General features: G+C 66.7%; 29 protein-coding genes. 18 read left to right on the top strand and 11 right to left on the bottom strand.

Features of this window, described 5'->3' with window-relative positions; all coding sequences use genetic code 11:
• Positions 1-2 precede the first annotated feature (2 nt).
• Positions 3-1223 carry a class I SAM-dependent methyltransferase gene (locus ABT392_RS02360; protein ID WP_395386754.1) on the bottom strand — a complete coding sequence of 407 codons (1221 nt, stop codon included), beginning with the start codon at positions 1221-1223 and terminating at the stop codon, positions 3-5.
• Positions 1224-1301: 78 nt separating this feature from the next.
• On the opposite strand from ABT392_RS02360, the gene ABT392_RS02355 reads away from it, so the two are divergent.
• Both ABT392_RS02355 and ABT392_RS02350 read left to right on the top strand, forming a co-directional pair.
• Positions 1302-2285 (top strand): formylglycine-generating enzyme family protein, encoded by a 984-nt coding sequence (locus tag ABT392_RS02355; protein WP_395386755.1) that lies wholly within the window; start codon positions 1302-1304, stop codon positions 2283-2285.
• 63 nt (positions 2286-2348) lie between these two features.
• Positions 2349-3155, top strand: a complete 807-nt coding sequence (locus ABT392_RS02350; RefSeq protein WP_334278505.1) for a class I SAM-dependent methyltransferase — start codon at positions 2349-2351, stop codon at positions 3153-3155.
• A 38-nt stretch (positions 3156-3193) separates the two neighbouring features.
• Here the strand turns inward: ABT392_RS02350 and ABT392_RS02345 are convergent, their stop codons facing one another.
• Positions 3194-3859 (bottom strand): histidine phosphatase family protein, encoded by a 666-nt coding sequence (locus tag ABT392_RS02345; protein ID WP_395386756.1) that lies wholly within the window; start codon positions 3857-3859, stop codon positions 3194-3196.
• A 116-nt stretch (positions 3860-3975) separates the two neighbouring features.
• On the opposite strand from ABT392_RS02345, the gene ABT392_RS02340 reads away from it, so the two are divergent.
• Positions 3976-4131: a hypothetical protein gene (locus tag ABT392_RS02340; RefSeq protein ID WP_289253711.1), complete on the top strand. Its 156-nt coding sequence runs from the start codon at positions 3976-3978 to the stop codon at positions 4129-4131.
• A gap of 97 nt (positions 4132-4228) precedes the next feature.
• Positions 4229-5896, top strand: a complete 1668-nt coding sequence (locus tag ABT392_RS02335) for an NAD(P)/FAD-dependent oxidoreductase (protein WP_334278502.1) — start codon at positions 4229-4231, stop codon at positions 5894-5896.
• A 6-nt stretch (positions 5897-5902) separates the two neighbouring features.
• Here ABT392_RS02335 and ABT392_RS02330 read toward each other — a convergent pair whose 3' ends face one another.
• Positions 5903-6457, bottom strand: a complete 555-nt coding sequence (locus ABT392_RS02330; RefSeq protein ID WP_334278501.1) for a hypothetical protein — start codon at positions 6455-6457, stop codon at positions 5903-5905.
• A gap of 225 nt (positions 6458-6682) precedes the next feature.
• Between ABT392_RS02330 and ABT392_RS02325 the strand changes: the two genes are divergently transcribed.
• Positions 6683-7984 carry an endonuclease/exonuclease/phosphatase family protein gene (locus ABT392_RS02325; protein ID WP_334278500.1) on the top strand — a complete coding sequence of 434 codons (1302 nt, stop codon included), beginning with the start codon at positions 6683-6685 and terminating at the stop codon, positions 7982-7984.
• Positions 7985-7991: 7 nt separating this feature from the next.
• On the opposite strand, the gene ABT392_RS02320 is transcribed toward ABT392_RS02325, so the two are convergent.
• On the bottom strand, positions 7992-8822 hold the full coding sequence (locus ABT392_RS02320) for a response regulator (protein WP_395386758.1): 831 nt from the start codon (positions 8820-8822) through the stop codon (positions 7992-7994).
• A gap of 90 nt (positions 8823-8912) precedes the next feature.
• Here ABT392_RS02320 and ABT392_RS02315 point away from each other — a divergent pair, with 90 nt between their 5' ends.
• From ABT392_RS02315 to ABT392_RS02270, 10 genes are all read left to right on the top strand, one after another.
• On the top strand, positions 8913-9215 hold the full coding sequence (locus ABT392_RS02315) for an urease subunit gamma (protein WP_334278498.1): 303 nt from the start codon (positions 8913-8915) through the stop codon (positions 9213-9215).
• A gap of 17 nt (positions 9216-9232) precedes the next feature.
• A complete protein-coding gene (locus ABT392_RS02310; RefSeq protein ID WP_395386759.1) occupies positions 9233-9391 on the top strand; it encodes a hypothetical protein in 159 nt (52 codons plus the stop codon).
• Between the two features lie 12 nt (positions 9392-9403).
• Entirely contained in the window at positions 9404-9709 is a 306-nt protein-coding gene (locus ABT392_RS02305; RefSeq protein WP_395386760.1) for an urease subunit beta, read from the top strand.
• Positions 9706-11427, top strand: a complete 1722-nt coding sequence (gene ureC / locus ABT392_RS02300; protein ID WP_395386761.1) for an urease subunit alpha — start codon at positions 9706-9708, stop codon at positions 11425-11427. The genes ABT392_RS02305 and ureC overlap by 4 nt, the downstream gene beginning before the upstream one ends.
• 51 nt (positions 11428-11478) lie before the next feature.
• The gene (locus ABT392_RS02295) at positions 11479-11964 is read left to right on the top strand and encodes a hypothetical protein (RefSeq protein WP_395386762.1); all 486 of its coding nucleotides are present in this window, start codon (positions 11479-11481) and stop codon (positions 11962-11964) included.
• Positions 11961-12518, top strand: a complete 558-nt coding sequence (locus tag ABT392_RS02290; protein WP_395386763.1) for a GNAT family N-acetyltransferase — start codon at positions 11961-11963, stop codon at positions 12516-12518. The genes ABT392_RS02295 and ABT392_RS02290 overlap by 4 nt, the downstream gene beginning before the upstream one ends.
• 21 nt (positions 12519-12539) lie before the next feature.
• A complete protein-coding gene (locus ABT392_RS02285; protein ID WP_334278491.1) occupies positions 12540-12995 on the top strand; it encodes a GNAT family N-acetyltransferase in 456 nt (151 codons plus the stop codon).
• Positions 12996-13107: 112 nt separating this feature from the next.
• The gene (locus tag ABT392_RS02280; protein ID WP_395386764.1) at positions 13108-14607 is read left to right on the top strand and encodes a hypothetical protein; all 1500 of its coding nucleotides are present in this window, start codon (positions 13108-13110) and stop codon (positions 14605-14607) included.
• 10 nt (positions 14608-14617) lie between these two features.
• Positions 14618-15181 carry an urease accessory protein UreE gene (gene ureE, locus ABT392_RS02275; RefSeq protein WP_395386765.1) on the top strand — a complete coding sequence of 188 codons (564 nt, stop codon included), beginning with the start codon at positions 14618-14620 and terminating at the stop codon, positions 15179-15181.
• A 78-nt stretch (positions 15182-15259) separates the two neighbouring features.
• On the top strand, positions 15260-15943 hold the full coding sequence (locus tag ABT392_RS02270; protein ID WP_334278928.1) for an urease accessory protein UreF: 684 nt from the start codon (positions 15260-15262) through the stop codon (positions 15941-15943).
• 17 nt (positions 15944-15960) lie between these two features.
• On the opposite strand, the gene slmA is transcribed toward ABT392_RS02270, so the two are convergent.
• The 3 genes from slmA to argB all read right to left on the bottom strand — a co-directional run bounded on the left by slmA (position 15961) and on the right by argB (position 18384).
• Positions 15961-16617, bottom strand: coding sequence for a nucleoid occlusion factor SlmA (gene slmA / locus ABT392_RS02265; protein ID WP_334278488.1), 657 nt, complete (start codon positions 16615-16617; stop codon positions 15961-15963).
• Between the two features lie 47 nt (positions 16618-16664).
• The gene (locus ABT392_RS02260) at positions 16665-17336 is read right to left on the bottom strand and encodes a response regulator transcription factor (protein WP_334278487.1); all 672 of its coding nucleotides are present in this window, start codon (positions 17334-17336) and stop codon (positions 16665-16667) included.
• Positions 17337-17457: 121 nt separating this feature from the next.
• Positions 17458-18384 (bottom strand): acetylglutamate kinase, encoded by a 927-nt coding sequence (gene argB / locus ABT392_RS02255; protein ID WP_334278486.1) that lies wholly within the window; start codon positions 18382-18384, stop codon positions 17458-17460.
• Positions 18385-18449: 65 nt separating this feature from the next.
• Between argB and ABT392_RS02250 the strand changes: the two genes are divergently transcribed.
• The 3 genes from ABT392_RS02250 (at position 18450) to ABT392_RS02240 (ending at position 20744) form a co-directional block, all read left to right on the top strand.
• Positions 18450-19340 (top strand): cation diffusion facilitator family transporter, encoded by an 891-nt coding sequence (locus tag ABT392_RS02250; RefSeq protein ID WP_395386767.1) that lies wholly within the window; start codon positions 18450-18452, stop codon positions 19338-19340.
• 130 nt (positions 19341-19470) lie between these two features.
• Entirely contained in the window at positions 19471-19911 is a 441-nt protein-coding gene (gene dtd, locus ABT392_RS02245; RefSeq protein ID WP_395386768.1) for a D-aminoacyl-tRNA deacylase, read from the top strand.
• Positions 19912-20018: 107 nt separating this feature from the next.
• A complete protein-coding gene (locus ABT392_RS02240; protein ID WP_334278483.1) occupies positions 20019-20744 on the top strand; it encodes a hypothetical protein in 726 nt (241 codons plus the stop codon).
• A 28-nt stretch (positions 20745-20772) separates the two neighbouring features.
• On the opposite strand, the gene ABT392_RS02235 is transcribed toward ABT392_RS02240, so the two are convergent.
• The 4 genes from ABT392_RS02235 to ABT392_RS02220 form a co-directional block, all read right to left on the bottom strand.
• Complete coding sequence (locus ABT392_RS02235) at positions 20773-22017, bottom strand: phenylacetate--CoA ligase family protein (RefSeq protein WP_395386769.1); 1245 nt, start codon at positions 22015-22017, stop codon at positions 20773-20775.
• Positions 22004-22300, bottom strand: a complete 297-nt coding sequence (locus tag ABT392_RS02230; RefSeq protein ID WP_395386770.1) for a hypothetical protein — start codon at positions 22298-22300, stop codon at positions 22004-22006. The genes ABT392_RS02235 and ABT392_RS02230 overlap by 14 nt, the downstream gene beginning before the upstream one ends.
• An 11-nt stretch (positions 22301-22311) precedes the next feature.
• Positions 22312-23118 carry an ABC transporter ATP-binding protein gene (locus tag ABT392_RS02225; RefSeq protein WP_334278480.1) on the bottom strand — a complete coding sequence of 269 codons (807 nt, stop codon included), beginning with the start codon at positions 23116-23118 and terminating at the stop codon, positions 22312-22314.
• 76 nt (positions 23119-23194) lie between these two features.
• On the bottom strand, positions 23195-24526 hold the full coding sequence (locus tag ABT392_RS02220; protein ID WP_395386771.1) for an ABC transporter substrate-binding protein: 1332 nt from the start codon (positions 24524-24526) through the stop codon (positions 23195-23197).
• Positions 24527-24564: the final 38 nt, after the last annotated feature.

The following is a 24564-nucleotide window of genomic DNA, read 5'->3' as shown; positions in this document are numbered from 1 at the left end:
GATCAAGCCGCGCAGAGCAGTTCCTGCAAGGCCTGCTGGCGGATGCCGTAGAAGGCCTTGATCGCCTCGATCTGCGCCAGCACTTCCTGGCGCCTGGCCTCTGGTTGAACCCCGGGCTTCTTGATGGCCAGGATCATCTTGTTCTTGCTGGTGTGCTCCAGCGCCACGAACTCGAACACCTGGGTCTCGTAGCCCTCGGCCTCCAGCAGCAGCGCCCTCAATGAGTCGGTCACCATCTCGGCTTCCTGGCCCAGGTGGATGCCGTGCTGCAGCATCGGCCGCAAGGTGGCTGGCAGCGTCATCTGCGGCCGCAACTGCTTGTGGCAGCAGGGTGAGCACATGATGATCTGCGCCCCGGCGCGCAGGCCCAGATGGATGGCGAAATCGGTGGCGATGTCGCAGGCATGCAGGGCGATCATCACGTCCAGGCGCTTGGGCGTGTAGGAGCGCACATCGCCCTGGTCGAAGCGCAGGCCGGCGAGGCCGTGCCGCTGGGCCGCGCCGCGGCACAGGGCCACCATGTCGTCGCGCAGCTCCACGCCCACCACCTGCGCGTCCTTGCCCTGGCGGCGCAGCCAGTCGTGCATCGCAAACGTGAGATAGCCCTTGCCGGAGCCGAAGTCGGCCACATGCACGTCGGGGCTGGCGGCCAGCGTGGAGTTGTTGAAAGCGGACGAAAAGATCTCGATGAAGCGATTGATCTGCTTCCACTTGCGCGCCATGGCCGGCACCAGCTGGCGCTCGCCCCTGACCTCGTGCGTCAGCGACAGATCGGTCCAGAACGGGCTTTCGATCGAGAGCAGGCGTTGCTTCTCGCGGTCATGCGCGTCGCCTTCGGCCGGCGCCGCAGCGGCATCGACCTTGCCGACACGGATCGTGGGCCGGCCCTTGCGGCTGAAGGCGAGCTGCACTTCCTGATTGCCAGCGAGCAGATGGGCGTTGTGGAACTCCGTACCCAGTTGGCCGACCACGAGGCGCAGCGCTTCAGGCACCGGATGGTTCTTTGTGATGTCCTTGGTCTGGTGCCGCCAGAGGAAGGAGAGCTGGCGCTCGCCGCGCAATTGCACCTCGCGCACCATCAGGCGCTGCAGGGTCTTGTCTTCGCCCACCGGCTTGCTGAGCAACAGCTTGGCGAACGTGCCATCGGCCAGCGAAGTCTCCAGCAGGCGCATGAAGCGCTGCAAGGCATCGGGGGCGTCGTTGGCGAGCAGGTGGCTGAACATCGGGAAGGGGCTCGGCAGGCAGAGGCGCTAGTGATAAGCCCCGATTCTCGGTGATCGCCCCGGCCCTAGCATCGGCGCATGAAAACGTTCCTCGGCCTGACGGCCTTTCTGCTGGCCTCGGCCAGCATCGCCCAAGTGCAGCACAACACGCTGAGCATGAGCTTCGTCAAGATACCGGCGGGCGAGTTCCTGATGGGCAGTGACGAGAAGCCCGATACGATGGCGCGCGACTATCCGCAGCTGCCACGCGAGCGCTTCGAGCTCCTGCAGGACGAAGGCCCGGTGCACAGGGTGCGCATCACCAAGGCCTTCTGGATGGGCCGCCATGAAGTGACTGTGGGCCAGTTCCGCCGCTTCATCCAGGCCTCGGGCTATGTGCCTGAATCCGAGGCCGATGGCACCGGCGGCTATGGCTGGCGGGCCGACTACGACCCGTCCAAGACGCGCCGCGGCGATGCCTTCGAGGGCCGGGACAAGCGCTACTCCTGGCGCAACCCCGGCTTTCAGCAGGGCGACGATCATCCGGTGGTCAACATCACCTGGAACGACGCCCAGGCCCTGGCCGACTGGCTCACCAAGACCGAAGGCCGGCGCTACCGCCTGCCCACCGAAGCCGAGTGGGAATATGCGGCCCGTGCTGGCACCCGCAGCCGCTATCACTCGGGCGACGACCCGGCCTCGCTCCTGAAGGCGGCCAACATCTTTGACGCCGACAGTGCCCGTCACTGGCCGCATTGGCAGGCGATGGCCCTGGCCGGCCACGACGGCTTTGCCTTCACCGCGCCGGTGGGCCGCTTCGCTCCCAATGCCTGGGGCCTGCATGACATGCATGGCAATGCCTGGGAATGGGTGTCGGACTGGCATGCTGACGACTACTACAAGAACTCCCCGGTGGACGACCCCCAAGGCCCGCCCGACGGCGGCGTGAAGGTGCGGCGCGGCGGCTCCTGGCACACCTGGGCCTTCTATGCCCGCTCCAGCTACCGCAACTGGAACGCACCCGATACCCGCTACACCCTGGTCGGCATGCGCCTGGTGCGAGAAGCCCTGCCCGGTGAATGACCTCCAGCAGGGCTTTGGCAGCAGCGCCATACTCCACGCCTTCTCTCACTCGGAGCTCATGCAATGAAGACCTGGATCTGTGCCGCGCTGTCGGCAGTTGCGATGCTTGGCACGGCGCAAGCCGACGAAGCCTTGAAGGCGGCCATCGCCGGCTCGCACCGCTCAGCCACCAACAGTGCCCGCGACAGCGCGCGCCATCCCTATGAAACCCTGAGCTTCTTTGGCATCAAGCCCGACCAGACGGTGGTCGAGCTGGCACCGGGTGGCGGCTGGTACACCGAGATCCTGGCGCCCTATCTGCGCGACAAGGGGCAGCTCATTCTTGGCGCGGGCGTGGTGCCCACGGCCCCGGCCAATGCCCTGGCCGGTGTCGAGCGCCTGAAGGCCCGCCTGGCGGCCAAGCCCGAGCTCTACGACAAGACCCGCATCGGCACCTTCGATGTGGCGCGGGGCGACACCAGCCTGGCGCCCGCCGGCAGCGTGGACCTGGTGCTGACCTTCCGCAACATCCACAACTGGATGGCCATGGGCGACGACAAGGTCACCCTCGTGTTCAAGGGCGCCTTCGATGCGCTGAAGAAGGGTGGCGTGTTCGGCGTCGTCGAGCACCGCCTGCCGGCCAACAAGGCCCAGGATGCCAAGGCACCGAGCGGCTACATGAGCACGGCCTACGTGATCAAGGCGGCCGAGAGCGTGGGCTTCAAGCTCGCCGCCAGCAGCGAGATCAATGCCAACCCCAAGGACAAGGCCGACCATGAAGGCGGCGTCTGGGCCCTGCCGCCGACCTTCACCAACAAGGACAAGGACCGCGAAAAGTACGCGGCCATCGGCGAGAGCGACCGCATGACGCTCAAGTTCGTGAAGCCTTGAGGCGCTCGGCGCCGGCCCAGGGGCCTCTGCCCCCTGTCCTAGGCGTAGGTGTGCAGGCCTGGTGCGTCGTCCAGATGCGCCAGGCTGTTGAAGCTCAGCAATGAATGCTTCCTGGGCGTGACGACGAATTCGCTGACAGCGCTGTTGCGGATGCGCAGGTTCAGCTCGATGACGGATTCCAGCGGCGCGGCCAGCACCTGGCCCACCGCCACCGAGATCGGCCCGCCGCTGGAAACGATCAGGACCTGCCCGCCGGCATGATGCTCGCGCACATGCGCGAGCGCGCCGGCCACACCCGCCGAGAACTCACTGAAGCCGGGCATGCCCAGCGGCTGCGATTCGCCCTTCATCCAGGCCAGCAGGCCGGTGCGCAAGAGCCGGAAATGGTTCTTCATCTCCTCGGCATCGCGCGGATGCTGAATATCTCCGGGCTGGATCGCACGCACGACGGCCTCGCTGTCGTATTCGTTCAGCCCCGGCCAGACCAGGGGCTCGGGCAGGCCGCCGATGCCCGCGGCAATCGCCTCCAAGCTTTGCGCATGGCGCTTGAGCGAGCCTCGCAGCACCGCGTCGAAACGCTGGCCGCGGGCCTGCCAGTACGCACCCAGGCGACGGCATTGCTCCGCGCCCAAGGGGCTCAACTGGTCGTAATCAGCGGCGCCAAACGAGGCCTGGCCGTGGCGCACCAAATGCAGGGTTCCCATGGCGCAAATCATCGGGCTGGCGGGCCGCCAAGGCTGTCACCGCGGCGACCGGTTAGAATCCCGCCCCAGACCGGACCTTCCAGGGTCCGGCTTCGCTTTCACTCATCGGAGCCATCATGGGCAACAAGATCAAGACCGAAGCCGACCGCCGCGCCACCCCGCGCCTGGCCGGCACGCCGTCGCGCATGGGCGCCGGCCACCGCAGCAGCCTGGAGCGTGGTTCGCACACCCGCAGCAAAAAGAATCCGGGCAAGCGTCCTCATTCGGGTTGAATCCCGGGGCCGTCAGGCCCGCGCGCTGTACCTACAGGCCCGTGCCGTTTTCGGCAGGGGCCTGTACTATTTCTACCGTTCGAATTGAGCCATCGCCATGCTCCGCATCAACGAACTCCGCCTGCCGCTGAACCATGCCGAGGGCGAACTGCGCCCGGCCGTCGTCCAGCGACTGGGCATTGAAGACTCGGCCCTGAAGTCCTTCACCGTCTTCAAGCGCAGCTACGACGCGCGCAAGAAGAGCGCGATGCTGCTGATCTACACGGTGGATTGCGAGCTGGAAGATGAAGCGGCCGTGCTGGCCAGCCATCTTGGCGACCACCAGATCAAGCCGACGCCCGACACCAGCTACAAGTTCGTCGGGCATGCGCCGGCAGATTTCCATGCCGGCGAGCGGCCGCGGCCGGTGGTCATCGGCTTCGGACCCTGCGGCATCTTCGCGGCGCTGATCCTGGCGCAGATGGGCTTGCGGCCCATCGTGCTGGAGCGTGGCAAGCAGGTGCGCGAACGCACCAAGGACACCTGGGGCCTGTGGCGCGAGAAGCAGCTGAACCCCGAATCGAACGTGCAGTTCGGCGAGGGCGGCGCCGGCACGTTCTCCGATGGCAAGCTCTACAGCCAGATTTCCGACCCGCGCTTCCTGACCCGCAAGGTGCTGACCGAGTTCGTCAAGGCCGGCGCGCCGGAGGAAATCCTCTTCGTCAGCAAGCCCCATATTGGCACCTTCCGGCTGGTGTCGATGGTGATCAAGATGCGCGCCGACATCGAGGCGCTGGGCGGCGAGATCCGCTTCCAGCAGAAGGTCAGCGACCTGTTGATCGAGGAAGGCCCGCAAGGCAGGCACATCCGCGGCGTGATGCTGGAATCCGGCGAGCAGATCCGCAGCGACCATGTCGTGCTGGCGCTGGGCCACAGCGCCCGCGACACCTTCAAGATGCTGCATGAGCGCGGCGTCTACATGGAGGCCAAGCCCTTCTCGATCGGCTACCGGATCGAGCATCCGCAAAGCATCATCGACAAGGCACGCTTCGGCCCCAATGCCGGCAACGAGATCCTCGGCGCGGCCGACTACAAGCTGGTGCACCATGCCAAGAACGGCCGCTCGGTCTACAGCTTCTGCATGTGCCCCGGCGGAACGGTCGTGGCAGCCACCAGCGAACCCGAGCGCGTGGTGACCAACGGCATGAGCCAGTACTCCCGCAACGAGCGCAATGCCAATGCCGGCATCGTCGTGGGCCTGACGCCTGAAGACTATCGCCAGGACGGCAAGACCGACGGCAGCCTGGTGAACCCGCTGGACGGCATGGCCTTCCAGCGCATCTGGGAGTCGCGCGCCTATGAACTGGGCGAAGGCGGCTACCTGGCGCCGGGCTCGCTGGTGGGCGACTTCATCAAGCGCCAGCGCAGCAAGGCCTTCGGCTCGGTCGAGCCCTCCTACAAGCCAGGCGTCACGCTCACCGACCTGCAGCAAAAGGGCCGCGGCAGCCTGCCGGCCTATGCGCTGGAGGCGATCCGCGAGGCGCTGCCTGCCTTCGGTCGCCAGATCCGCGGCTTCGACATGGCGGACGCAGTCCTGACCGGCGTCGAGACCCGCACCTCGTCGCCGCTGCGCATCACGCGCGGCAAGGACTACCAGAGCCTGAATGTGAAGGGCCTCTACCCGGCCGGTGAAGGCGCGGGCTACGCAGGCGGCATCATGTCAGCTGGCGTGGATGGCATCGAAGTGGCCGAGGCCCTGGGCCGCGCCATGCTGGCGCAGGGCTGAGCGAGCTCAGCTCGACGAACCCGGCGACCGGGGCACCGGCCCCAGCGCGGTGGCCGGCTTGAAAGCCTGGCTGCGGCGCGAGCGGACCGGCGGGTGGCGCCGCATGTAGCGCGCCACGGCAAACACTGCCAGGCTCAGGCCGGCAAAAGCCGCCAGCGTGTTCTGGACTCCCCACAGAGGCGCCTGGCTGGAGCGGAACAGCATGTAGGTCACCGGCACCTCGTAGCCGGGCGGCTTGAGCGAAAACATCATCACGCCGGCCAGCAAGGTGCCCGCAGCGGCGACCATGGTGCCACCCACGCACCAGGCGGTGTGCGGCGTACGTGCACCACCCCAGGGCCGCACCGTCAGCCAGGCCCAGACCAGGCAGATCAGGAAAACCGGCAGCGCGAATATGAAGGCCTCCGCCACCCGCACCTCGGCACTGCCGCGGGAGCCGAACATGCTTGTCCAGCTGTGCGGAACACCGATGGAGCCCAGGTACTGCCCCAGCATCATCGCGGCAAGGTACAGGCCTGCGCCCGAAACAAAGGAGAAAAAACGCCGACCGCTGCGCCGCATGATGAATACCGTCCCTGTATTGCTGCTGAGCTATTGCCCCATTCTGACCGGCGCGCCTGCGAAATGAGCCCGTACTCCCCCTGAGACGGGCGGTGGCAAAACCCGCATGCAGGCCGCGATCGTGAAAAAGTGCAAAGTCCGCCGCACTCCCGATTGCGCAAACGGCGAAGGCATGCGCAGCCGCTACCATCGCGCGGCCGCAGTACCAACCCCATCGGATCCCTCATGAAGTACCCCCTGCTCTCCTCCCTGGCCGCCACGCTGCTGGCCATCACCGCCACCACGCCCGCGGCCGCCCAGGCCGTGCGCGTCGCCAGCTGGAACCTCGGCTGGCATGTCTCCACCGCCGAACTGCCCGCCTGGCTGGCCCAATGCGGCAAGTCCTATCAGAAGAGCGCAAGCGATGGCGTCTGGCGCGTCGTGCCCGAGGGCACGGCCGGCGCCACGGTGGGCTGGTTCATCAAGGAGTCGCGCTCCCAGCTGGAAGGCGTGGACCTGTCGAAGATGCCGCCCTGCGGCGTCTATGAAGGCGCAGACCGGACCAAGCTGGCGGTGACGCCCGGCGCCTGGGCCGAGCGCAACCGGCAGATCGCCCAGGTCCTCGAGAAGGACGTGCGGGCCGACGTGATTGCCTTCCAGGAAGTTTCTGGCGTGGCTGCGGTGCGCGAGGCGCTGGGTGCGGCTTCGGACCGCTTCAATGTCTGCTCGTTCGAGCCGCGCTTCAAGGTCCAGCGCCTGGCCTTTGCCTGGCGCAAGGAGCTTGGTGCGGGCGAATGCCGAACCGAGGACGCGATGACGCTGCCGACCGTGGCCGACAAGGACCAGGTCCGCCCCGGCCTCGTGCTGACCTTGAAGACCGGCGACAAGCGCACCAGCTTCATGACCGTGCACCTGAAGTCCAGCTGCGTGAGCCCGCTGGACGGCCGTGGCCGCCTGGACCAGGACCGCACGAACGAGCGCTTTACCGACCCCTGCCCAGTCCTGCAGCAGCAGGTCGCACCGATCGAAGCCGCGGTCGAGAAGCTGGCGGCCGGCGCCGATCAGTTCATCGTGCTGGGCGACTTCAACCGCAACCTCTGGCATGAAGCCAATGAGCTGGAAGGCGCCAAGGCCGTGCGCAGCGATGGCTCGACCGACCTCGCCAAGCCGCTGCCGGCCGGCGTGAAGACGCAAAGCCTCTACAAGGAAGTATTCGACGGCGAGCCGGCCAACACCCGTGCCAGCCTGGTCTCGCTGGAATGCAAGCTCGACGCCAAGCTGGCCGGGCTGTGCGAACGCTCCAAGACCGAGGCCTTGAAGCGCGACGAGATGGCGCCGCTGGGCGATGCCTCAGGCCTGGGCTGCCGCAATGCCATCGGCCTGGACCACTTCGTCGTCGCCGAGAAGCTCAAGGCCAAGGTGAGTGGCGCTCAGAAAGTGGGCATCGGCGCGCTGGGTCAGAGCGCAGTGGCACTGGCCGGCAAGACCGACCCGGTCCTGGGCGCTTCGGACCATTGCCCCATCGTGATGAGTGTGGACCTGCGCTGAAGCAGGTTCAGGGAGTCGCAGCGGGCTTGGGGGTCGATTCTTCGGCTGGTTCGTGCAGGACGATCAGCCACTGACCCTCGCCCAAGGCATCGGGGTCCACCGCACGCAGCGAGAAGCTCAAACGCCTCTCGCTGCGGGCCACCAGGGCGGCGGTGCTCGGCCGTGAGTCCGGCCGCAATTGAGGCAGCACGGTCAGCTCGCCTGGCTCGGCGCCCACCCGGCGCCGCAGCACTTCACGGTGCATCCACAGCAGCAGCTCCGGCGGCAGCCGGCCGCGCTCGAAATGACCGCCGCTGAAGAACTCGGCCATCAGCGTGCGGGCCAGCGCCGTCTGCCAGACACACCAGCCGTCGGTCTCGCGCACTGCCATGCTGGCGTGGCCAAAGGCATCGAGTGCGCTGCGCGGCTTTGAGGGCGCGCGCCGCAGGTGCGCCGCCAGCCGCAGCAGCAGCTCGCGCGGACGCACCGGCGCCAGCAGGCAATCACTGGCACCGGCCTTCATGGCAGAGGCCGGCATGCCCTCCACGCCCGCCAGGCACAGCACCAGGATGGGCACCGTCAAACCAGCCTCGCGAAGGCGCGCAAGCAGGCCCAGGTGCTTGGGCTCGGGCGCATCCAGAAGAATCAGATCCGGCGCTTCCAGCTCGGGCGGCAGCGGCAGCCTGGGCGGCAGCACAACAACGCCGTAGCCGGACTCCTCCATTGCATCGGCATGCGCCGCCCAGGCTTGCGGCAAGGCACTCAGCAAGAGAATGCGCTCGCCATGGGCGCTCACCAGCGGCGCGCTGGGCAGCAGCGGCGCCAGGCTTGGGTCGTCGAGATCGGGTGTGCTGGGCATTGAACAGTTATCGGGCATCGCAACACCTGATTGCAAGGGGCGTGCCGTACTGCCTAAGCTCGCTGGCATCGAATGTGCGAAGGACCGTGCATGGAACTGACCCCGCGCGAGAAGGACAAGCTGCTGATCTTCACCGCCGCCCTGCTGGCCGAGCGTCGCCAGGCCCGCGGGCTCAAGCTCAATTACCCCGAGGCTGTGGCCCTGATCAGCGCAGCCATCATGGAAGGCGCGCGCGACGGCAAGAGCGTGGCCCAGCTGATGAGCGAGGGCAAGACCATCCTCGGCAAGGCCGACGTGATGGAGGGCGTGGCCGAAATGATTCCCGAAATCCAGGTCGAAGCGACCTTCCCGGATGGCACCAAATTGGTGACCGTGCACCAACCCATTGCATGAGGCCCGAGACCCGCACCATGAAAGCCCTGTTGCCAGCACTCCTCCTTCTCCCTTGGCATGCCCTTGCCCATGAAGGTCACGGGCAGGAGGGCATCAGCCACTGGCATGCCACCGACCTGCTGCTGCCACTGGCCCTGGCCGCTGGCCTGCTGTGGTTCCTGAAGAAGCGCAAGTAAGGAGCGGCCGAGATGATTCCAGGCGAACTGTTCACCGACGGCCCTGACCTGGCGCTCAACCCTGCCCGGCGCACACTCCAGCTGACCGTGGAGAACAGCGGCGACCGCCCGATCCAGGTCGGCTCGCACTACCACTTCGCCGAAACCAACGGCGCCCTGCGCTTCGACCGTGCGGCGGCGCATGGCATGCGGCTCAACATCGCCTCCGGCACGGCCGTGCGCTTCGAGCCGGGCCAGCAACGCACGGTGGAGCTGGTGTCGTACTCGGGCTACCGGCGGGTGTTCGGCTTCCGTGGGCTGGTGCAAGGTGAGCTATGAGCACGATCAACAGGCGAGCCTATGCCGAGCAGTTCGGCCCGACAGTTGGTGACCGGGTGCGCCTGGCCGACACCGAGCTGATCATCGAGGTTGAGCAAGACCTGACCCTGCGCGCCGGAGGCTACGGCGAGGAAGTGAAGTTCGGCGGCGGCAAGACCATCCGCGACGGCATGGGCCAGTCGCAGCAGCCCAATGGGCCGCTTGCCAGCGACGCGGTCGACTGCGTGATCACCAATGCCTTGATCATCGACCACTGGGGCATCGTCAAGGCCGACATCGGCCTGCGCGGCAGCCGCATCGCGGCCATCGGCAAGGCCGGCAATCCGGACGTGCAGCCGGGCGTGGACATCGTCATCGGCCCCGGCACCGAGGTGATCGCCGCCGAAGGCCTGATCGTCACGGCCGGCGCCATCGACACCCACATCCACTTCATCTGCCCGCAGCAGATCGAAGAAGCCCTGATGAGCGGCACCACCACGATGATGGGTGGCGGCACCGGCCCGGCCACGGGCACCTTCGCCACCACCTGCACGCCGGGCCCCGAGAACATCAAGCGAATGCTGCAGGCTGCCGAGGCCTTCCCGATGAACCTCGGCTTCTTCGGCAAGGGCAATGCCAGCCAGCCGCAAGGCTTGCGGCAACAGGTCGAGGCCGGCGCGGTGGGCTTGAAGCTGCATGAAGACTGGGGCACGACGCCGGCCGCCATCGATTGCTGCCTCTCGGTGGCTGAGGAATCCGACGTCCAGGTGGCCCTGCATTCCGACACGCTCAACGAAAGCGGCTTCGTCGAAGACACCATCGCCGCCTTCAAGGGCCGCACCATCCACAGCTTCCATACCGAAGGCGCCGGCGGCGGCCATGCGCCCGACATCATGAAGGTGGTGGGCGAAGCCAATGTGCTGCCCTCCTCCACCAATCCGACGCGGCCCTACACGGTCAACACGCTGGACGAGCATCTGGACATGCTGATGGTCTGCCATCACCTTGATGCCTCCATCGCCGAAGACCTGGCCTTTGCCGAGAGCCGCATCCGCCGCGAGACCATCGCCGCCGAAGACATCCTGCACGACCTCGGCGCGATCTCGATGTTCAGCTCCGACTCGCAAGCCATGGGCCGCGTGGGCGAAGTGACGATCCGCTGCTGGCAGACCGCGCACAAGATGAAGGTGCAGCGCGGGCCCCTGCCTGGAGATAGCGAGCGCCACGACAACGCTCGCGTCAAGCGCTTTATCGCCAAGCTTGCGATCAACCCGGCGCTGACGCATGGCATCGCGCACGAGGTGGGTTCGATCGAGGCCGGCAAATGGGCCGACCTCGTGTTCTGGCGGCCGGCCTTCTTCGGCGTCAAGCCGAGCCTCGTGCTCAAGGGCGGCTTCATCGCTGCGGCCGCGATGGGCGACCCGAACGCCAGCATTCCGACGCCGCAGCCGGTGCACTACCGTCCGATGTTCGGCAGCTTCGGCGGCGCCTTGTCGGCCGGCTCCTTGAGCTTTGTCTCGCAGAGCGGGCTTGCAGCGGCGCAGGGCTATGGCTTGAAGAAGTCGCTGTCGGTTGTCAAGGGCTGCCGCACGGTCAAGAAGACCGACATGGTCCACAACGCCTATCTGCCGCGCATGGAGATCGATGCGCAGACCTACGAGGTCAGGGCCGATGGGCAATTGCTGACCTGCGAGCCCGCCACCGTGCTGCCGATGGCGCAGCGCTATTTCCTGTTCTGAATTGCGCTGCGGCCATCCGCCGCATGCAGAACGCGTGATAGAACGGCGGCCATGCGCCCCATCCTGCTTCTGCTGCCAGCCGCCCTGGCTCTCTCGGCCTGCGCGCCCTGGCCCCATCAGGTCCAGCTGCGACCCGAGATCAGGGGCCAGGTGTTGGCCTTGCCGGGGCAAGGCGTCGAGCTGTTCCTGTCCACCCAGCCGGCGCACAGCAAGCCATGCGAAGCACCGGGCGAGCCGGTAGCGCTATCGTCCGAAGGGCGATTCAGCTTGCCGCGGCGCTCGCGCATGGAGTTGTTCTATGCGTTCCTGGTGCCGCCCGAGCTGCAGACGAGCCTGACAGGCCTGTGCCTGCGCCGCGCCGGACAGCCCGCCGAGCTTGCCGCCCTGATCGGACAGCGGGGCGACCGAGCCGGCCGCGAGGTGGTGGTTCGCTGCGACCTCCGTGGCGAGCCGCCACGCTCCCGCGGCAATGCACAGGCCCAGCTACTCGGTCAGAACCCGGCGATCTGCAGCGCAGAACAGGCGACCAGCCCATGAGCACGATCCGCATCGAGCCCTTGCAGGTTGAGGACTTCGAGATATTCGTCCACTACCTGAACGATCACCTTCGCGACAACGGCCAATCCGATACGGGCTATTTCCAGCCCATGCCCTGTGCCGCCTCGCAGGTTTCTCCAGAGCGCGCCGCCCGCTTTCTGCAAGCGCTGCAAACGCCGATGAACCAACCCGGCTGGCGCCGAGCCTGGGTCGCCCGCAATGCAGCGACGGGCGCCATCGCCGGCCATGTGGACCTGCGGGCACATCTGGAAGCCCACACCGAGCATCGCTGCCTGCTGGGCCTCGGCGTGGATCGGCAACACCGCCAACAGGGGCTGGCACGCCAACTGCTTGGTCAAGCGCAGAGCTGGGCTCGCGGTGAAGCAGGCCTGAGCCATATCGATCTGCACGTGCTGAGCAGCAACCGGCCCGCGCTGAAGTTGTACGAGAGCTTGGGTTTCATCGTCGTCGGCGAATGGCCGGACATGTTCCGCATCGACGGTCACCGACTCGACTACACCGCGATGGCCCTGGCTCTGCAGCCTCCATCCTGAACGAACCTGCCCTCGCGACCCATGAAAATCCGCATCGACGACCTGCGCGGTCCTGAAATCCACGCCCTGCTCGAGGAGCACCTGCGCCATATGCATGAGCTCTCGCCGCCCGAGAGCGTGCATGCGCTGGACCTGGACAAGCTGCGCCAGCCCGAGATCACCTTCTGGACGATCTGGGAGGGCGAGCAGCTGCTGGGTTGCGGCGCACTCAAGCAGTTGTCGCCCACCGAGGGGGAGATCAAGTCCATGCGCACGCCGACGGCCTTGCGCGGCAAGGGTGCGGCGCGTGCCATCCTGAACCACATCCTCGAGCAAGCCCGCGCCCGGGGCCTCACGCGGCTGAGCCTGGAAACGGGCAGTCAGCCCGAGTTCGAGCCGGCCCGCAGGCTCTATGCCAGCGCAGGCTTCAAGTTTTGCGGGCCTTTTGCCGACTATGCAGAGGACCCGTACAGCGCCTTCATGACCCGTCAGCTCTGAAACAGGGGCGCTGAACGGCCGTCTTTGCGGGATCCGGGGCTTTTTCAGCCCGGATAATGGTGGCCGACCCCTCCCAACAACACAGCGACGAGGCAGCGCAGTCCCGCACAGCATGGAGCGATTGACCGAGCAGATCGTGGCCTGGCACAACAGGCATCCGCTGGCCAAGCGGATCAGCGCCTTTGATGTGCACACGGTTGGCGTGATCGCCCTGCCCTTCATGCGGCAGAACCGGCGCCCGCCCCTGCCGGTGGAGCCGGTGCTGACCGAAGAGGTCGATCCGCTGCACAACGCCGAGACCCGTGATGCGCTGATCGAAGGGGCGGGCGACGAAGAGGACGAGGACGGCGGCAACGAGCCCGGCGCCTTCAGCCGCTTCGAGACCGACAGCGCGCCCCGTGCGCCCCGCGGCCCGGCCTGGCTGCAGCCCTTGCAGAACCTGTGGTTCCGGATGCGCCGCCAGCGCTGGGGCAACCATTGGCAATGGCCGGTCTTCAGCGAGGAAATGATTCCCGGCCTGAGCGCCGCCAGCGTGGCCCGCTTTGCCCTGGACTATGGCTACAACGAGGCGCCAGGCGACCCGCACTGGCCGCGCCGCACCGCCGCGGTGGACGAATCCTATGTGGCCAAGGGCTCGGCCAAGCACCGCGGTGGCGCCTGGCCGTTCGAACTCTTCCTGGTCAGCGCCGGTATCGACGCCGGCGCCTCACGAACGCGGGTGCTGATCGGCCAGGGTGGCGGTCGCAGCCTGATGCTTTGCGGCCGGCGCTGCATCAGCCCGGTGCGCAGCGCCATCGCGGCACTTCTGCTGCTGGGCGGCATGGCCTGGGCCGGCTGGAGCTGGATGCATCCGGCGGGCGAAGCCCATGTGGCCGCTGAGCCTGCCTCGGCACCCGCCGCCGCTGCCAGCAAGCCAGTGCCTGCTCCTGTTGCATCGGCCCCATCGGCCGCACCGCCCCCATCGGCAGCATCAGCTGCGGGAGATCTTGCTTCGGCCCCCACCGCGGCCGTCACCGCCCCGGTATCGGTGGCCTCTGCACCGACACCGGCGCCCGCTGCCAGCTCGGTGATGAACAACCCCGGCAATGCCGTGCCAGCCTCTGAATTGCCCGACCAGGCAAGCGGCCCGCAACCCGACATCCGCCCGCGCCTGGTCACGGTCAATCGCGCCGCCAGCGCGCCGCCGCTGCGCGTTTCCGGCGGGGCCAGCGCCCCGGCACCCGCCGCCGCCACGGCGCCGGACAAGGCTGACAAGAAGGATCCGAAGGCGCAAGGCAAGGCCGAGGTCAAGGCTGAAACAAGGAACGAACCCAGGACAGAAGCCAAGGCCGAGCCCAAGGTGGCCCCGGTGGTGCCGCCACTGAGCAGCAAGCCAGTGGCCCTGGTGGGCCCGCCCAGCGCCAAGCGCACCGACGCCGAGGCCTATCTCGCCCGCATGAAGGACATGCTGACCGGCGTTACCCGGCAACCCGACGCGCTGCAATTCCAGGTGATCGAGACGCCCGCCGGCTTCGTGCCCACCATCTGGCCTTTCGCGACCCGCGAGCAGGCGCAGCTGATCAATGCGACCATGATCGCCCGCGGCATGAAGACCCGTGCCGTCGATTTCTGAAACGACTTCCATGCTGACCATCAACAAGCTGATTCCCCGTGGCCAGGGCCTGGCCGCCGCCCTGCTCAAGCGGGCGCCCGAAGTGGTGCTGGATTGGGACACGCGCCAGAAGAGCCGCTTCGATGCCCGCGACAGCCAGGAGCGGGTGCTCGCCGTCTTCCTGCCGCGCGGCAGCACGGTGCGCGGCGGCGATGTGCTGGTGGCCGAAGACGGCTCGCTCCTGCGCGTGGTCGCTGCCGAGCAGGCACTGCTGGAAGTGCGCGCCTGCGCCGAGCACGGCTCGCCCTTCGACCTGATGCGCGCCGCCTACCACCTGGGCAACCGGCATGTGCAACTGGAGCTGCAGAAGGACCGGCTGTTGCTGGAACCCGACCATGTGCTGGCCGACATGCTGAGGCAGATGCACCTGGAGGTCGCCGAGGTGAAGGCCGCTTTCGAGCCCGAGGCTGGCGCCTACGGTGGCGAAGGCCAGGGCCACCAACACGGCCACGGTCATGCCCATGCCGCGCCCAAGCCCATAGGCATCAAGATTGCCGCCGCGCCACATGTGCACGGTCCGGGCTGCAAGCACTGAGCTGGGACCGAGTCCAGTGCCTGCGCACTTGACGACGCCCAGCGAAGGCCAGGCCGCCTGCCTGCGGCCGGCATGAGCATGGAAGCCCGGGCTTGGCTGCAACTACTGCAGCTGGCATCGCCGGCGCTGCCGGTGGGCGGCTTCAGCTACTCGGAAGGGCTGGAAGCGGCGGTCGATGCCGGCCAGGTCATTGACGAATCCAGCGCACAGGCCTGGCTGCTTGATCAACTGCGATTGACACAGGCGCGTGCCGATTTCAGCGTCTGCGCCGCCGCGTTCGAGGCCTGGGCCAATGCCGATCTGACGCGCATCACGGCCTTGAACGACTGGGTGCTGCAGACCCGCGAAAGCCGCGAACTGCGCCTGCAGGCCGAGCAGATGGGGCGCTCGCTGGCCGAATGGCTGCGGCACAAGCCTGATGCCGATGCGGCGCTGCTGCAGGCATTGTCTGCATTGAAGCCGGCGCCGACCTGGCCGGTCGCCTTCGCGCTGGCCGCGCAGCAGACCGGGGCGCCCCTGCGCGAAGCCCTGCTGGCTCACGCCTTTGCCTGGGCGGAAAACATGGTGGCCGCCGCCATCAAGGCCGTGCCGCTGGGCCAGGTGGCCGGGCAGCGCATGCTGCATACGCTGGGTGAAGCGATACCGGCCGCCGTCGATGGCGCCCTGGCTTTGATGGATGGGGATCGACAGGCCTTCGCGCCGATGCTGGCCATCCTGTCTGCGCAGCACGAGGCGCAGTATTCGCGCCTGTTCCGTTCCTGACCGCTCTGAAAACGGCTTCAGCCGCCGAGCATGCGCAGCGCGGCTTCCAGCTGCTCGGTCGGCTCGCGCTTGAAGCCCGAGCGGGCATAGCGCTGCAGGCGGCCGATCACGAAGCTGACCAGCACCGAAGCCTGGGCATTGGCCGCCACCGTCGGCGTGGCCGAGCCGGCTTCTTCGGCGGCCTGGCGCAGGCATTGGCGCATCGAGGACTCGATGCGGTCGAAGAACTGGTTCATGCGCGCGACCAGGCGCTCGTTCTCGTAGACCAGTGCGTCGCCCACCATCACGCGGGACATGCCGGGGTTGCGCTCGCCGAACTGCAGCAGCACCGAGACGATCTTCTGCGCCTGGGCAAGACCCGACCCTTCGCGCTCGGTGATCTGGTTCACAAGGGTGAAGATGCTGCTTTCGATGAACTCGATCAGCCCTTCGAACATCTGCGCCTTGCTGGCGAAATGCCGGTACAGCGCGGCCTCGCTCACTTCCAGCCGGGCTGCGAGTGCGGCCGTGGTGACACGGTCTGCCCCCGGCTGTTCCAGCATGCTGGCCAGGGTTTGCAGGATCTGCGTCCGGCGCTCGCCCGGCTTGGGCCGGCGGCGCGGCTGGGCTTCAGCGGCCGCGGGCACAGTGCCATCACCGTGGGGGGGGCTGGGGAGTGGGCTGGCGTCGGACATTGCGGACGATTCTTGCACAGCCCGGTGTCAGTCCTGGCGAGCTTCTATCAATCGCGCAGCCAGCCCAGGCGGCGCGCTTCGTAGATCGCCTCGACCTTGCTGCGCACCTGCAGCTTGCGGTAGGTGCGCTTCACATAGGTCATGACGGTGTGCGGCGAGACCTGCATGAACTGGGCGATCTCGTCGAAGGTGAAGCCCTTGGCCGCCAGATGCAGCACGCGCGACTCCTGCTCGGAGAGCGCCACCGCCGCTTCGTCGCCCTGCGGCAGGGCCGAGCTGGAGAGGTGCGGTGCCGATGGCGCCAGGCGCATCAGCAGGCGGCGAGCAATCACCGGGCTGATCGGGCTGCCGCCGGCGCGCAGCGAGCGCAATTGCGTGGGCAGTTCCAGCGCCAGCGCGTCCTTCAGCAGGTAGCCGGTGGCGCCGGCCTCGATGCTGGACAGCACATGCTGCTCGTCACCAAAGACCGAGATCACCATCACGTCGCAATCGGGATGGGTGGCGGCGGCATGGCGTATCAATTCGATACCGCTGCCGCCGGGCAGGTCCAGGTCGACCAGCAGCACGTCGGGCCGGTGCAGGTCAAAGAGCTGGCGGCCGCTGGGCAGGTCTTGCGCAATGCCCAACAACTGGATGTCTTCGCTGCCAGCCAGCGCATGGGTGAAGGCGTCTCTGAAACGGACCTGGTCTTCAACAATCAGCAGCGAAAAACGGGACATGGGGACGGAGCTTCCAGGGAAACAGCGATTCTCGGCAGCAAGTGAGTGGACACAATGCGCATCCACCCGGAGAAATTGCCCAGCCCCCCAGTTTGAAGTGAGGGGTTAACCGGGGGTGATCTCAATGAGATCGGATCATCGTCCCGTAGGCCTGGTCACTGAGGATCTCAAGCAACATGGCGTGGGGCACGCGGCCATCGATGATGTGGACCGCATTGACGCCGCTCTTGGCCGCATCGATCGCGCCGGCAATCTTGGGGATCATGCCGCCGCTGATTGTGCCGTCAGCCACCAGCTCATCGATGCGGCGCGGCGTCAGCTCGGTCATCAGCTCGCCGGCCTTGTCCAGCACGCCGCGGATATTGGTCAGCATCAGGAGCTTCTCGGCGCGCAGCACCGTGGCCAGCTTGGCAGCCACGACGTCAGCATTGATGTTGTAGCTCTCGTTGTTCTCGCCGAAGCCGATCGGGCTGATGACGGGAATGAACTGGTCGTCCTGCAGTGCCTTCACCACGCTGGGGTCGATGGAAACGATGTCGCCGACCTGGCCCACATCGTGTTCCTTGTTGGGGTCGTCCTTGTCGACGATCTTGAGCTTCTTGGCGCGGATCATGGCGCCATCGCGGCCGGTCAGGCCCACGGCCTTGCCGCCGGCGGCGTTGATCAGGCCCACCACGTCCTGCTGCACTTCGCCGCCCAGCACCCATTCGACGACGCTCATGGTCTCGGCGTCGGTCACGCGCATGCCTTGCACGAAGTGGCCCTTCTTACCGAGCTTGTTCAGCGCGTCCTCGATCTGCGGCCCGCCGCCATGCACCACCACCGGGTTCAGGCCTACGAGCTTCAGGAGCACCACGTCCTCGGCAAAATCCTGCTGCAGGGCCGGGTCGGTCATGGCATTGCCGCCGTACTTGATGACGATGGTCTTGCCGTGGAACTTGCGGATATAGGGCAGCGCCTGCGACAGGATCTCGGCCTTCTCGCGCGGCGCGATATGGGACACATCGGTGGCGTGGGCACCCAGCGAGGTATTGGGCTCGTTTTTCATGGCGGCAACGGGGAAAGCTGAGGGTTCGCAAAGATTGTAGGCGGGCGCCAGCGACAATCGCCGCCATGCAAGTAAGCGCCTATCTGAAGCTGTCGGTGGCCGTCGCCCTGCTCACCATCGCCCTGAAGACAGCGGCCTGGTGGTGGACCGACTCGGTCAGCCTGGCGGCCGACGCGCTGGAGTCCCTGGTCAACCTGGCCGGGGCAATGTTTGCACTGGCCATGGTCACGGTGGCGGCGCGGCCGCCTGATGATGACCATCCCTTTGGCCACCACAAGGCCGAGTTCTTCTCCAGCGGCTTCGAGGGCGTGCTGATCATCGCCGCCGCGCTGGGCATCCTGTGGGCCGCAGGCCACCGCTTCTTTGACCCGCAGCCGGTCCAGTCCCTCGGCCTGGGGCTGGGGCTGGCCGTTGTCAGCTCGGTCATCAATGGCGCACTGGCCTGGGCCATGCTGCGCAAGGCCCGGGAGCATCGCTCGATGGCGCTGGAGGCCGATGCCCGCCATCTGTTCACCGATGTCTGGACCTCGGCCGGTGTCGTGGCGGGCCTGCTGGGCGTGATGCTCACCGGCTGGTTGTGGCTGGACCCGCTGCTGGCCGTGCTGGTGGCCCTGAACATCCTGCGCGAAGGCGCTGCGCTGGTCTGGCGCAGCTCACAAGGCCTGATGGACGAGGCGCTGGACGCCGAATCCCTGGCCCGCATCGACGCGGTTCTGGAGGACTTTCGCCATCACACGGTGCGCTTCGACCACCTGGTCAGCCGCAGCGCCGGCCAGCGCCGATTCGTGGACCTTCACATGCATATGCCGAGCGACTGGACGCTGGGCCGCGCCGCCGCCGTGCGGGCCTCGGTGGAGCAGGCCCTGATGAGGGCCGTGCCCGGTCTGCGCGCCACCATACAGCTGTTGCCGATGGATGTGGAAGCCCACTTCGACGACCCCAAGGACTTGATATGACCCACCCCCGAGGCGCTTCGCGCTCCCCCTCAAGGGGGCGCACCCAATGGCCCGGCAAAGCCGGATCCATGGGTGCCGCTTGGCTCGACCCGGCCCCTGCCACCCGCATCTCTCCCAAAGGGAACCAGCATTGATTGGACTGATTCAACGCGTACGCGAAGCCCGCGTCGATGTGGCCGGCACCACCGTCGGCAGCATCGGCCCGGGCCTCTTGCTGCTGCTCTGCGCCGAGCCGATCGATACCGAAGCCCTGGCCGAGAAGATGATCGACAAGGTGCTGAAGCTGCGCATCTTCTCTGACGAGGCCGGCAAGATGAACCGCAGCGTGCAGGACGTGGGCGGTGGCCTGCTCATCGTTTCGCAGTTCACGCTGGCCGCCGACGCCAGCAGCGGCAACCGGCCAAGCTTCACAGGCGCCGCACGGCCCGAGCTGGGCCGTCATCTTTATGAGCATGCGCTGGCCTGTGCGGGCCGGCTGCACCCGGACGTGCAGAGCGGCGAGTTCGGGGCCGACATGCAGGTGAGCCTGGTCAACGACGGGCCGGTGACGATTCCCTTGCGCATGAGCTGAGCTGCTCGGCCTGTCGGGCCCATCTGCAGTCTGTCGAATATCGCTGCGAAGCCTTGTGGAGCATCGGCACAATCGCGCCGTTATCAATCCACAGAGGCAGGAGAACCATGAGCAAGACAGCAAGCTTCCTGAGCGGCGCCGCCGCCAGCGCCACGGCCATCATCGCCATCACCCTGCTGACCGGCGCCAAGGCACCGCCGGCCAAGTTCGAGGAGATCGACGTGGGCCGGATCAATGTGCGCGAGCCCGATGGCACGCTGCGCATGGTGATCTCGAACAAGGCGCAGTACCCCGGCGACTTCCAGCAGGGCAAGGAGGGGGCGCGCCCGGACCGTGCCGACAAGGCCGGCATGCTGTTCATCAATGATGAGGGCACCGAGAACGGAGGCTTCATCCAGAAGGGCTTCGTCGGCCCCGATGGCAAGGTCAACGCCGGCCTGAGCCTGACCTTCGACCGCTTCCGTCAGGACCAGGTGATCCAGCTGCTGCATGCCGAGCAGGGCGGCACGGCCACCAGCACGCTGGTCATCAACGATGAGGCCGACGGTCTGCAGATGGACGTCAAGCAGCGCAGCGCGCGCATGGCCGAGATCCGCAAGATGGATCCTGAGGCTCGCAAGGCCGCCATCCAGGACCTGCGCGACAAGGGCCTGCTGGCCGCCAATCGCGTGCGCCTGGGCACCACGCCCGGCAAGTCCTCGGCCCTGATGCTCAGCGATGCCAAGGGCCAGCCGCGCATGCTGCTGATGGTCACGCCCGAAGGCAAGCCCAGCATCCAGATGTTCGACGACAAGGGGCAGCCCGCGAAGACCATCGACCTCGAGTCGAAGTGAACGCCGGGCGCGGCACTGCGGCGCTCAGTCAGTCGAACTTGCGCAGGTCCTCGATCACGCGCCCATCGTTGGGCAGGCTGCCCGGCGCCATCAGCTGCACGTCGCCGCGCAGCTTGGTGATGTCGCGCAGCGCCTCGGTGACCCGAGTGGCCAGGCCTTCGGCGGCTTCGGCCACTTCGAGCTTGAGCGTCATGCGGTCGCTGGCCATCTCGCCTTCAACCACCAGGCGGCCGCGCTTCGCCTCGGGGAAGCGGCGCAAGAGCTCGGCAATCTGCGAGGCATGGACGAACATGCCCTTGACCTTGGCGCTCTGGTCGGCCCGGCCCATCCAGCCCTTGATGCGCTGGTTGGTCCGGCCCGTGGGGCAAGCGCCCGGCAGGATGGCCGAGAGGTCGCCGGTGCCGAAACGGATCAGCGGATAGTCGGGGTTCAAGGTGGTGACGACCAGTTCGCCCACCTCACCTTCGGGCACGGGGTCGCCGGTGCCGGGGCGGACGATCTCGACGATCACACCTTCGTCGATCACCAGGCCTTCGCGGGCCGAGGTTTCATAGGCGATCAAGCCGATGTCGGCCGTGGCATAGCACTGGTAGCCCTGCACGCCACGCTCGATCAGCCAGTCGCGCAGCGAAGCCGGGAAGGCCTCGCCGCTGACCATGGCCTTGCGGATGGACAGGGCCTGGCCCTCGCTCTTGTCCAGCATGATCTTCAGGAAGCTGGGCGTGCCCACATAGCCTTGCGGCCGAAGTTCATGGATGGCCTGCAGCTGCAATTCGGTGTTGCCGACACCACCGGGAAAGACGGTGCAACCCAGCGCATGGGCGCCTGTTTCCATCATCGAGCCGGCTGGCGTCAGGTGGTAGGAAAAGCTGTTGTGCAAGAGCTCGCCGGCCTGAAAGCCTGCGGCATGCATGGCACGCGCCATGCGCCAGTAGTCGGCACGCGAGCCTTCGGGTTCATAAAGTGTTCCAGGTGACTGGAACACGCGCCGCGCCGGGCCCCAGCCGATGGCCGAGAAGCCGCCAAACGGGTTGCCCCCAGCGCGCCTGGCGTGCTGCTGGCGGGCCAGCAGCTCGTGCTTGCGGGTCACCGGCAGGGCAGCGAGCGCGGCACGGCTGTCGACCCGATCGGGCGCGGCTGCCAACAGCTCGGCAAAGGCATCGGTACAGGCGCGCGCATGACGGACCTGCCCGGCCAGCGCCTGCATCAGGGCTGCTTCGCGCGCCGCCGGTTCGCGCGTCTCCAGCGCGTCGTAGAACTTACTCGTCGCCATTGCTCCACCCCGCCAGGCTCTTTTTCACCAAGGCCACGAAATCGCGCAGCTGGGCGCTGTCCTTCAGCAGCTTTTCATTCCACTCCGGCGTGCGCGAAGGACGCTTGACCAGGGCGACTCGCAACTGCGTGCCGTCAACGGCGGCCCGTGCCATCACCATGCCTTTGCGCTCGAAGCGCCCTTCCCGCTCGGCCAGCCCGAGCTCGCGCAGATCGCGCTTCAGCCGCTGCAATGCTTCGTCCGGCTTGAACGGCGGTGGTGCGAAGAAGTCTCCATCGCTCATGCGGTACTCCTTCAGGCCAACCAGCGCTTGCGGCGCTTGTAGCTCTTCACGTCCTTGAAGCTCTTGCGGTCGCCACCGCCGACGCCGAGGTAGAACTCCTTGACGTCCTCGTTCTCGCGCAAGGCCCGGGCCTCGCCGTCCATCACGACGCGGCCGCTCTCCAGGATGTAGCCGTAGTCGGCATAGCGCAGCGCCATGTTGGTGTTCTGCTCGGCCAGCAGAAAGGTCGTGCCTTCCTTGCTGTTCAGGTCCTTGACGATCTCGAACACCTCTTCAACGATCTGCGGCGCCAGGCCCATCGAAGGCTCATCCAGCAAGACCATCTTGGGGTTGGCCATCAGGGCGCGGCCGATGGCGCACATTTGCTGCTCGCCGCCGGAGGTGTAGGCGGCCTGCGAAGTGCGGCGGGTCTTCAGGCGGGGAAAGTAGTTGTAGACCTTTTCCAGCGTCGCGTTCACTGCAGCCTTGCCGTCCTTGCGGGTGTAGGCGCCGGTCATCAGGTTTTCTTCGATGCTGAGGTGGGCGAAGCAGTGGCGCCCTTCCATCACCTGGATCACGCCGCGATTGACCATCTCGGCGGTGGAGAGCTTCTCGATGCGCTCGCCGCGCAGTTCGATCGAGCCCTTGGTGACCTCGCCACGTTCACCGGCCAGGAGGTTGGACACGGCGCGCAGCGTCGTCGTCTTGCCCGCGCCATTGCCGCCCAGCAGCGCGACGATGCCGCCCTCGGGCACCTGCAAGGACACGCCCTTCAACACCAGGATCACATGGTTGTAGATGACCTCGATGCCGTTGACGTTCAGAAGAATATTGCTCATGGGTGTCCTTCAACTCTTTGAAGCGCCGCACGCGACGCTTCAAAGAGGACTCCGAGGAGTCCTCGTGCTTGATCAATCAGCTTTGGCAGTCTTGCGGGGTGCGGCGCGTGAGTTTTTTCTCTGCCGCATACTTCTCCGCCGTCGCCTTCACCATCGGCTTGATGATCTGTTCATCGGCCTGGTACCAGTCGCCAACGAAGTTCCACTTCTTGCCGTCCCAGGTGTGGACGCGCGCCCAGCTGGAGCCCATGTGGTCAGCGCACGAGGTAGACACCGGGCGCATCACGCCGGCCAGGCCCAGGGCATCGAGCTTCTTCTGGTCGAGCGCCAGGTTCTCAAGGCCCCAGCGCACCTGCTCGCCGTTCATGACCTTGCCCTTGCCGAAGCGCTCCTGCGCGCGCTTGACGCCTTCGACACCCAGCATCGCCGACAAGAGGCCGCGCATATAGAGCACCTGGCCGACTTCGTCCTTCGGGCCCGTGCCGTTGTTCTTGCCATGCAGCTCCTTCAGGATGTCCTGCACCACCTTGGCCTGCGGCTCGGCGCCATGCTGGATGGTCACGGCGCTGTAGCCCTTGGCGCCATCGCCGACATCCTTCACATCAGGCTCGGCGCCGGCCCACCAGACGCCGTACATCTTCTCGCGCGGATAACCGGTCGCCTGCGCTTCCTTCAGCGCGGTGGAGTTCATCACGCCCCAGCCCCAGAGGAAGACATAGTCGGGCCGGCTCTGCCGCACCTGCAGCCAGGTGGCTTTTTGTTCGACGCCGGGCGCCGTCACCGGCAGCAGCTGCAGCTCGAAGCCATGCAGCTTGCTGCGCTCCTGCAGCAGAGGGATAGGCTCCTTGCCGTAAGGGCTGTCGTGATAGACCAGGGCGACCTTCTTGCCCTTCATCTTGTCCCAGCCACCCTCCTTCTTGGCCACATGCTGCAGCAACACGTCGGCCGCGACCCAGTAGGTGCCCAGGAGCGGGAAGTTCCACTTGAAGATGCCGCCGTCCTGGCTTTCGCTGCGGCCGTAGCCGGCGGTGATCAGGGGAATCTTGTCGCCGGGCGCCTTCTCGGTCAGGGCAAAGGTGGCGCCGGTGGAAAGCGGCTGGAACAAGGTCGCGCCCTTGCCCTTCAGCCGCTCATAGCACTCCACCGAACGGTCGGTGGCATAGCCTGTCTCGCATTCCTCGTAGGTGATCTTGACGCCGTTCATGCCACCCTTGGCATTCACCAGCTTGAGGTAATCCACATAGCCATTGGCCCAGGGCGTTCCGTTGGGCGCGTAGGCGCCCGTGCGGTAGACCAGTACCGGGAAGAACTGCTCCTTGGCCTGGGCCAGGGCATCGGTAGCCACAGTGGCCAGGCCGGCGGCGGCGACCGCGGCCATCAGGGCCAGGGACTTGAGTCGTGTCGTCATCTTGCTGTCTCCGGTTGTGCGTGCTCGTGGCGCGCTTT

This window comes from Paucibacter sp. JuS9 (assembly GCF_044043925.2).
Taxonomy (GTDB): domain Bacteria; phylum Pseudomonadota; class Gammaproteobacteria; order Burkholderiales; family Burkholderiaceae_C; genus JAUASW01.
This window is presented reverse-complemented; position numbering and strand designations above follow the sequence as displayed.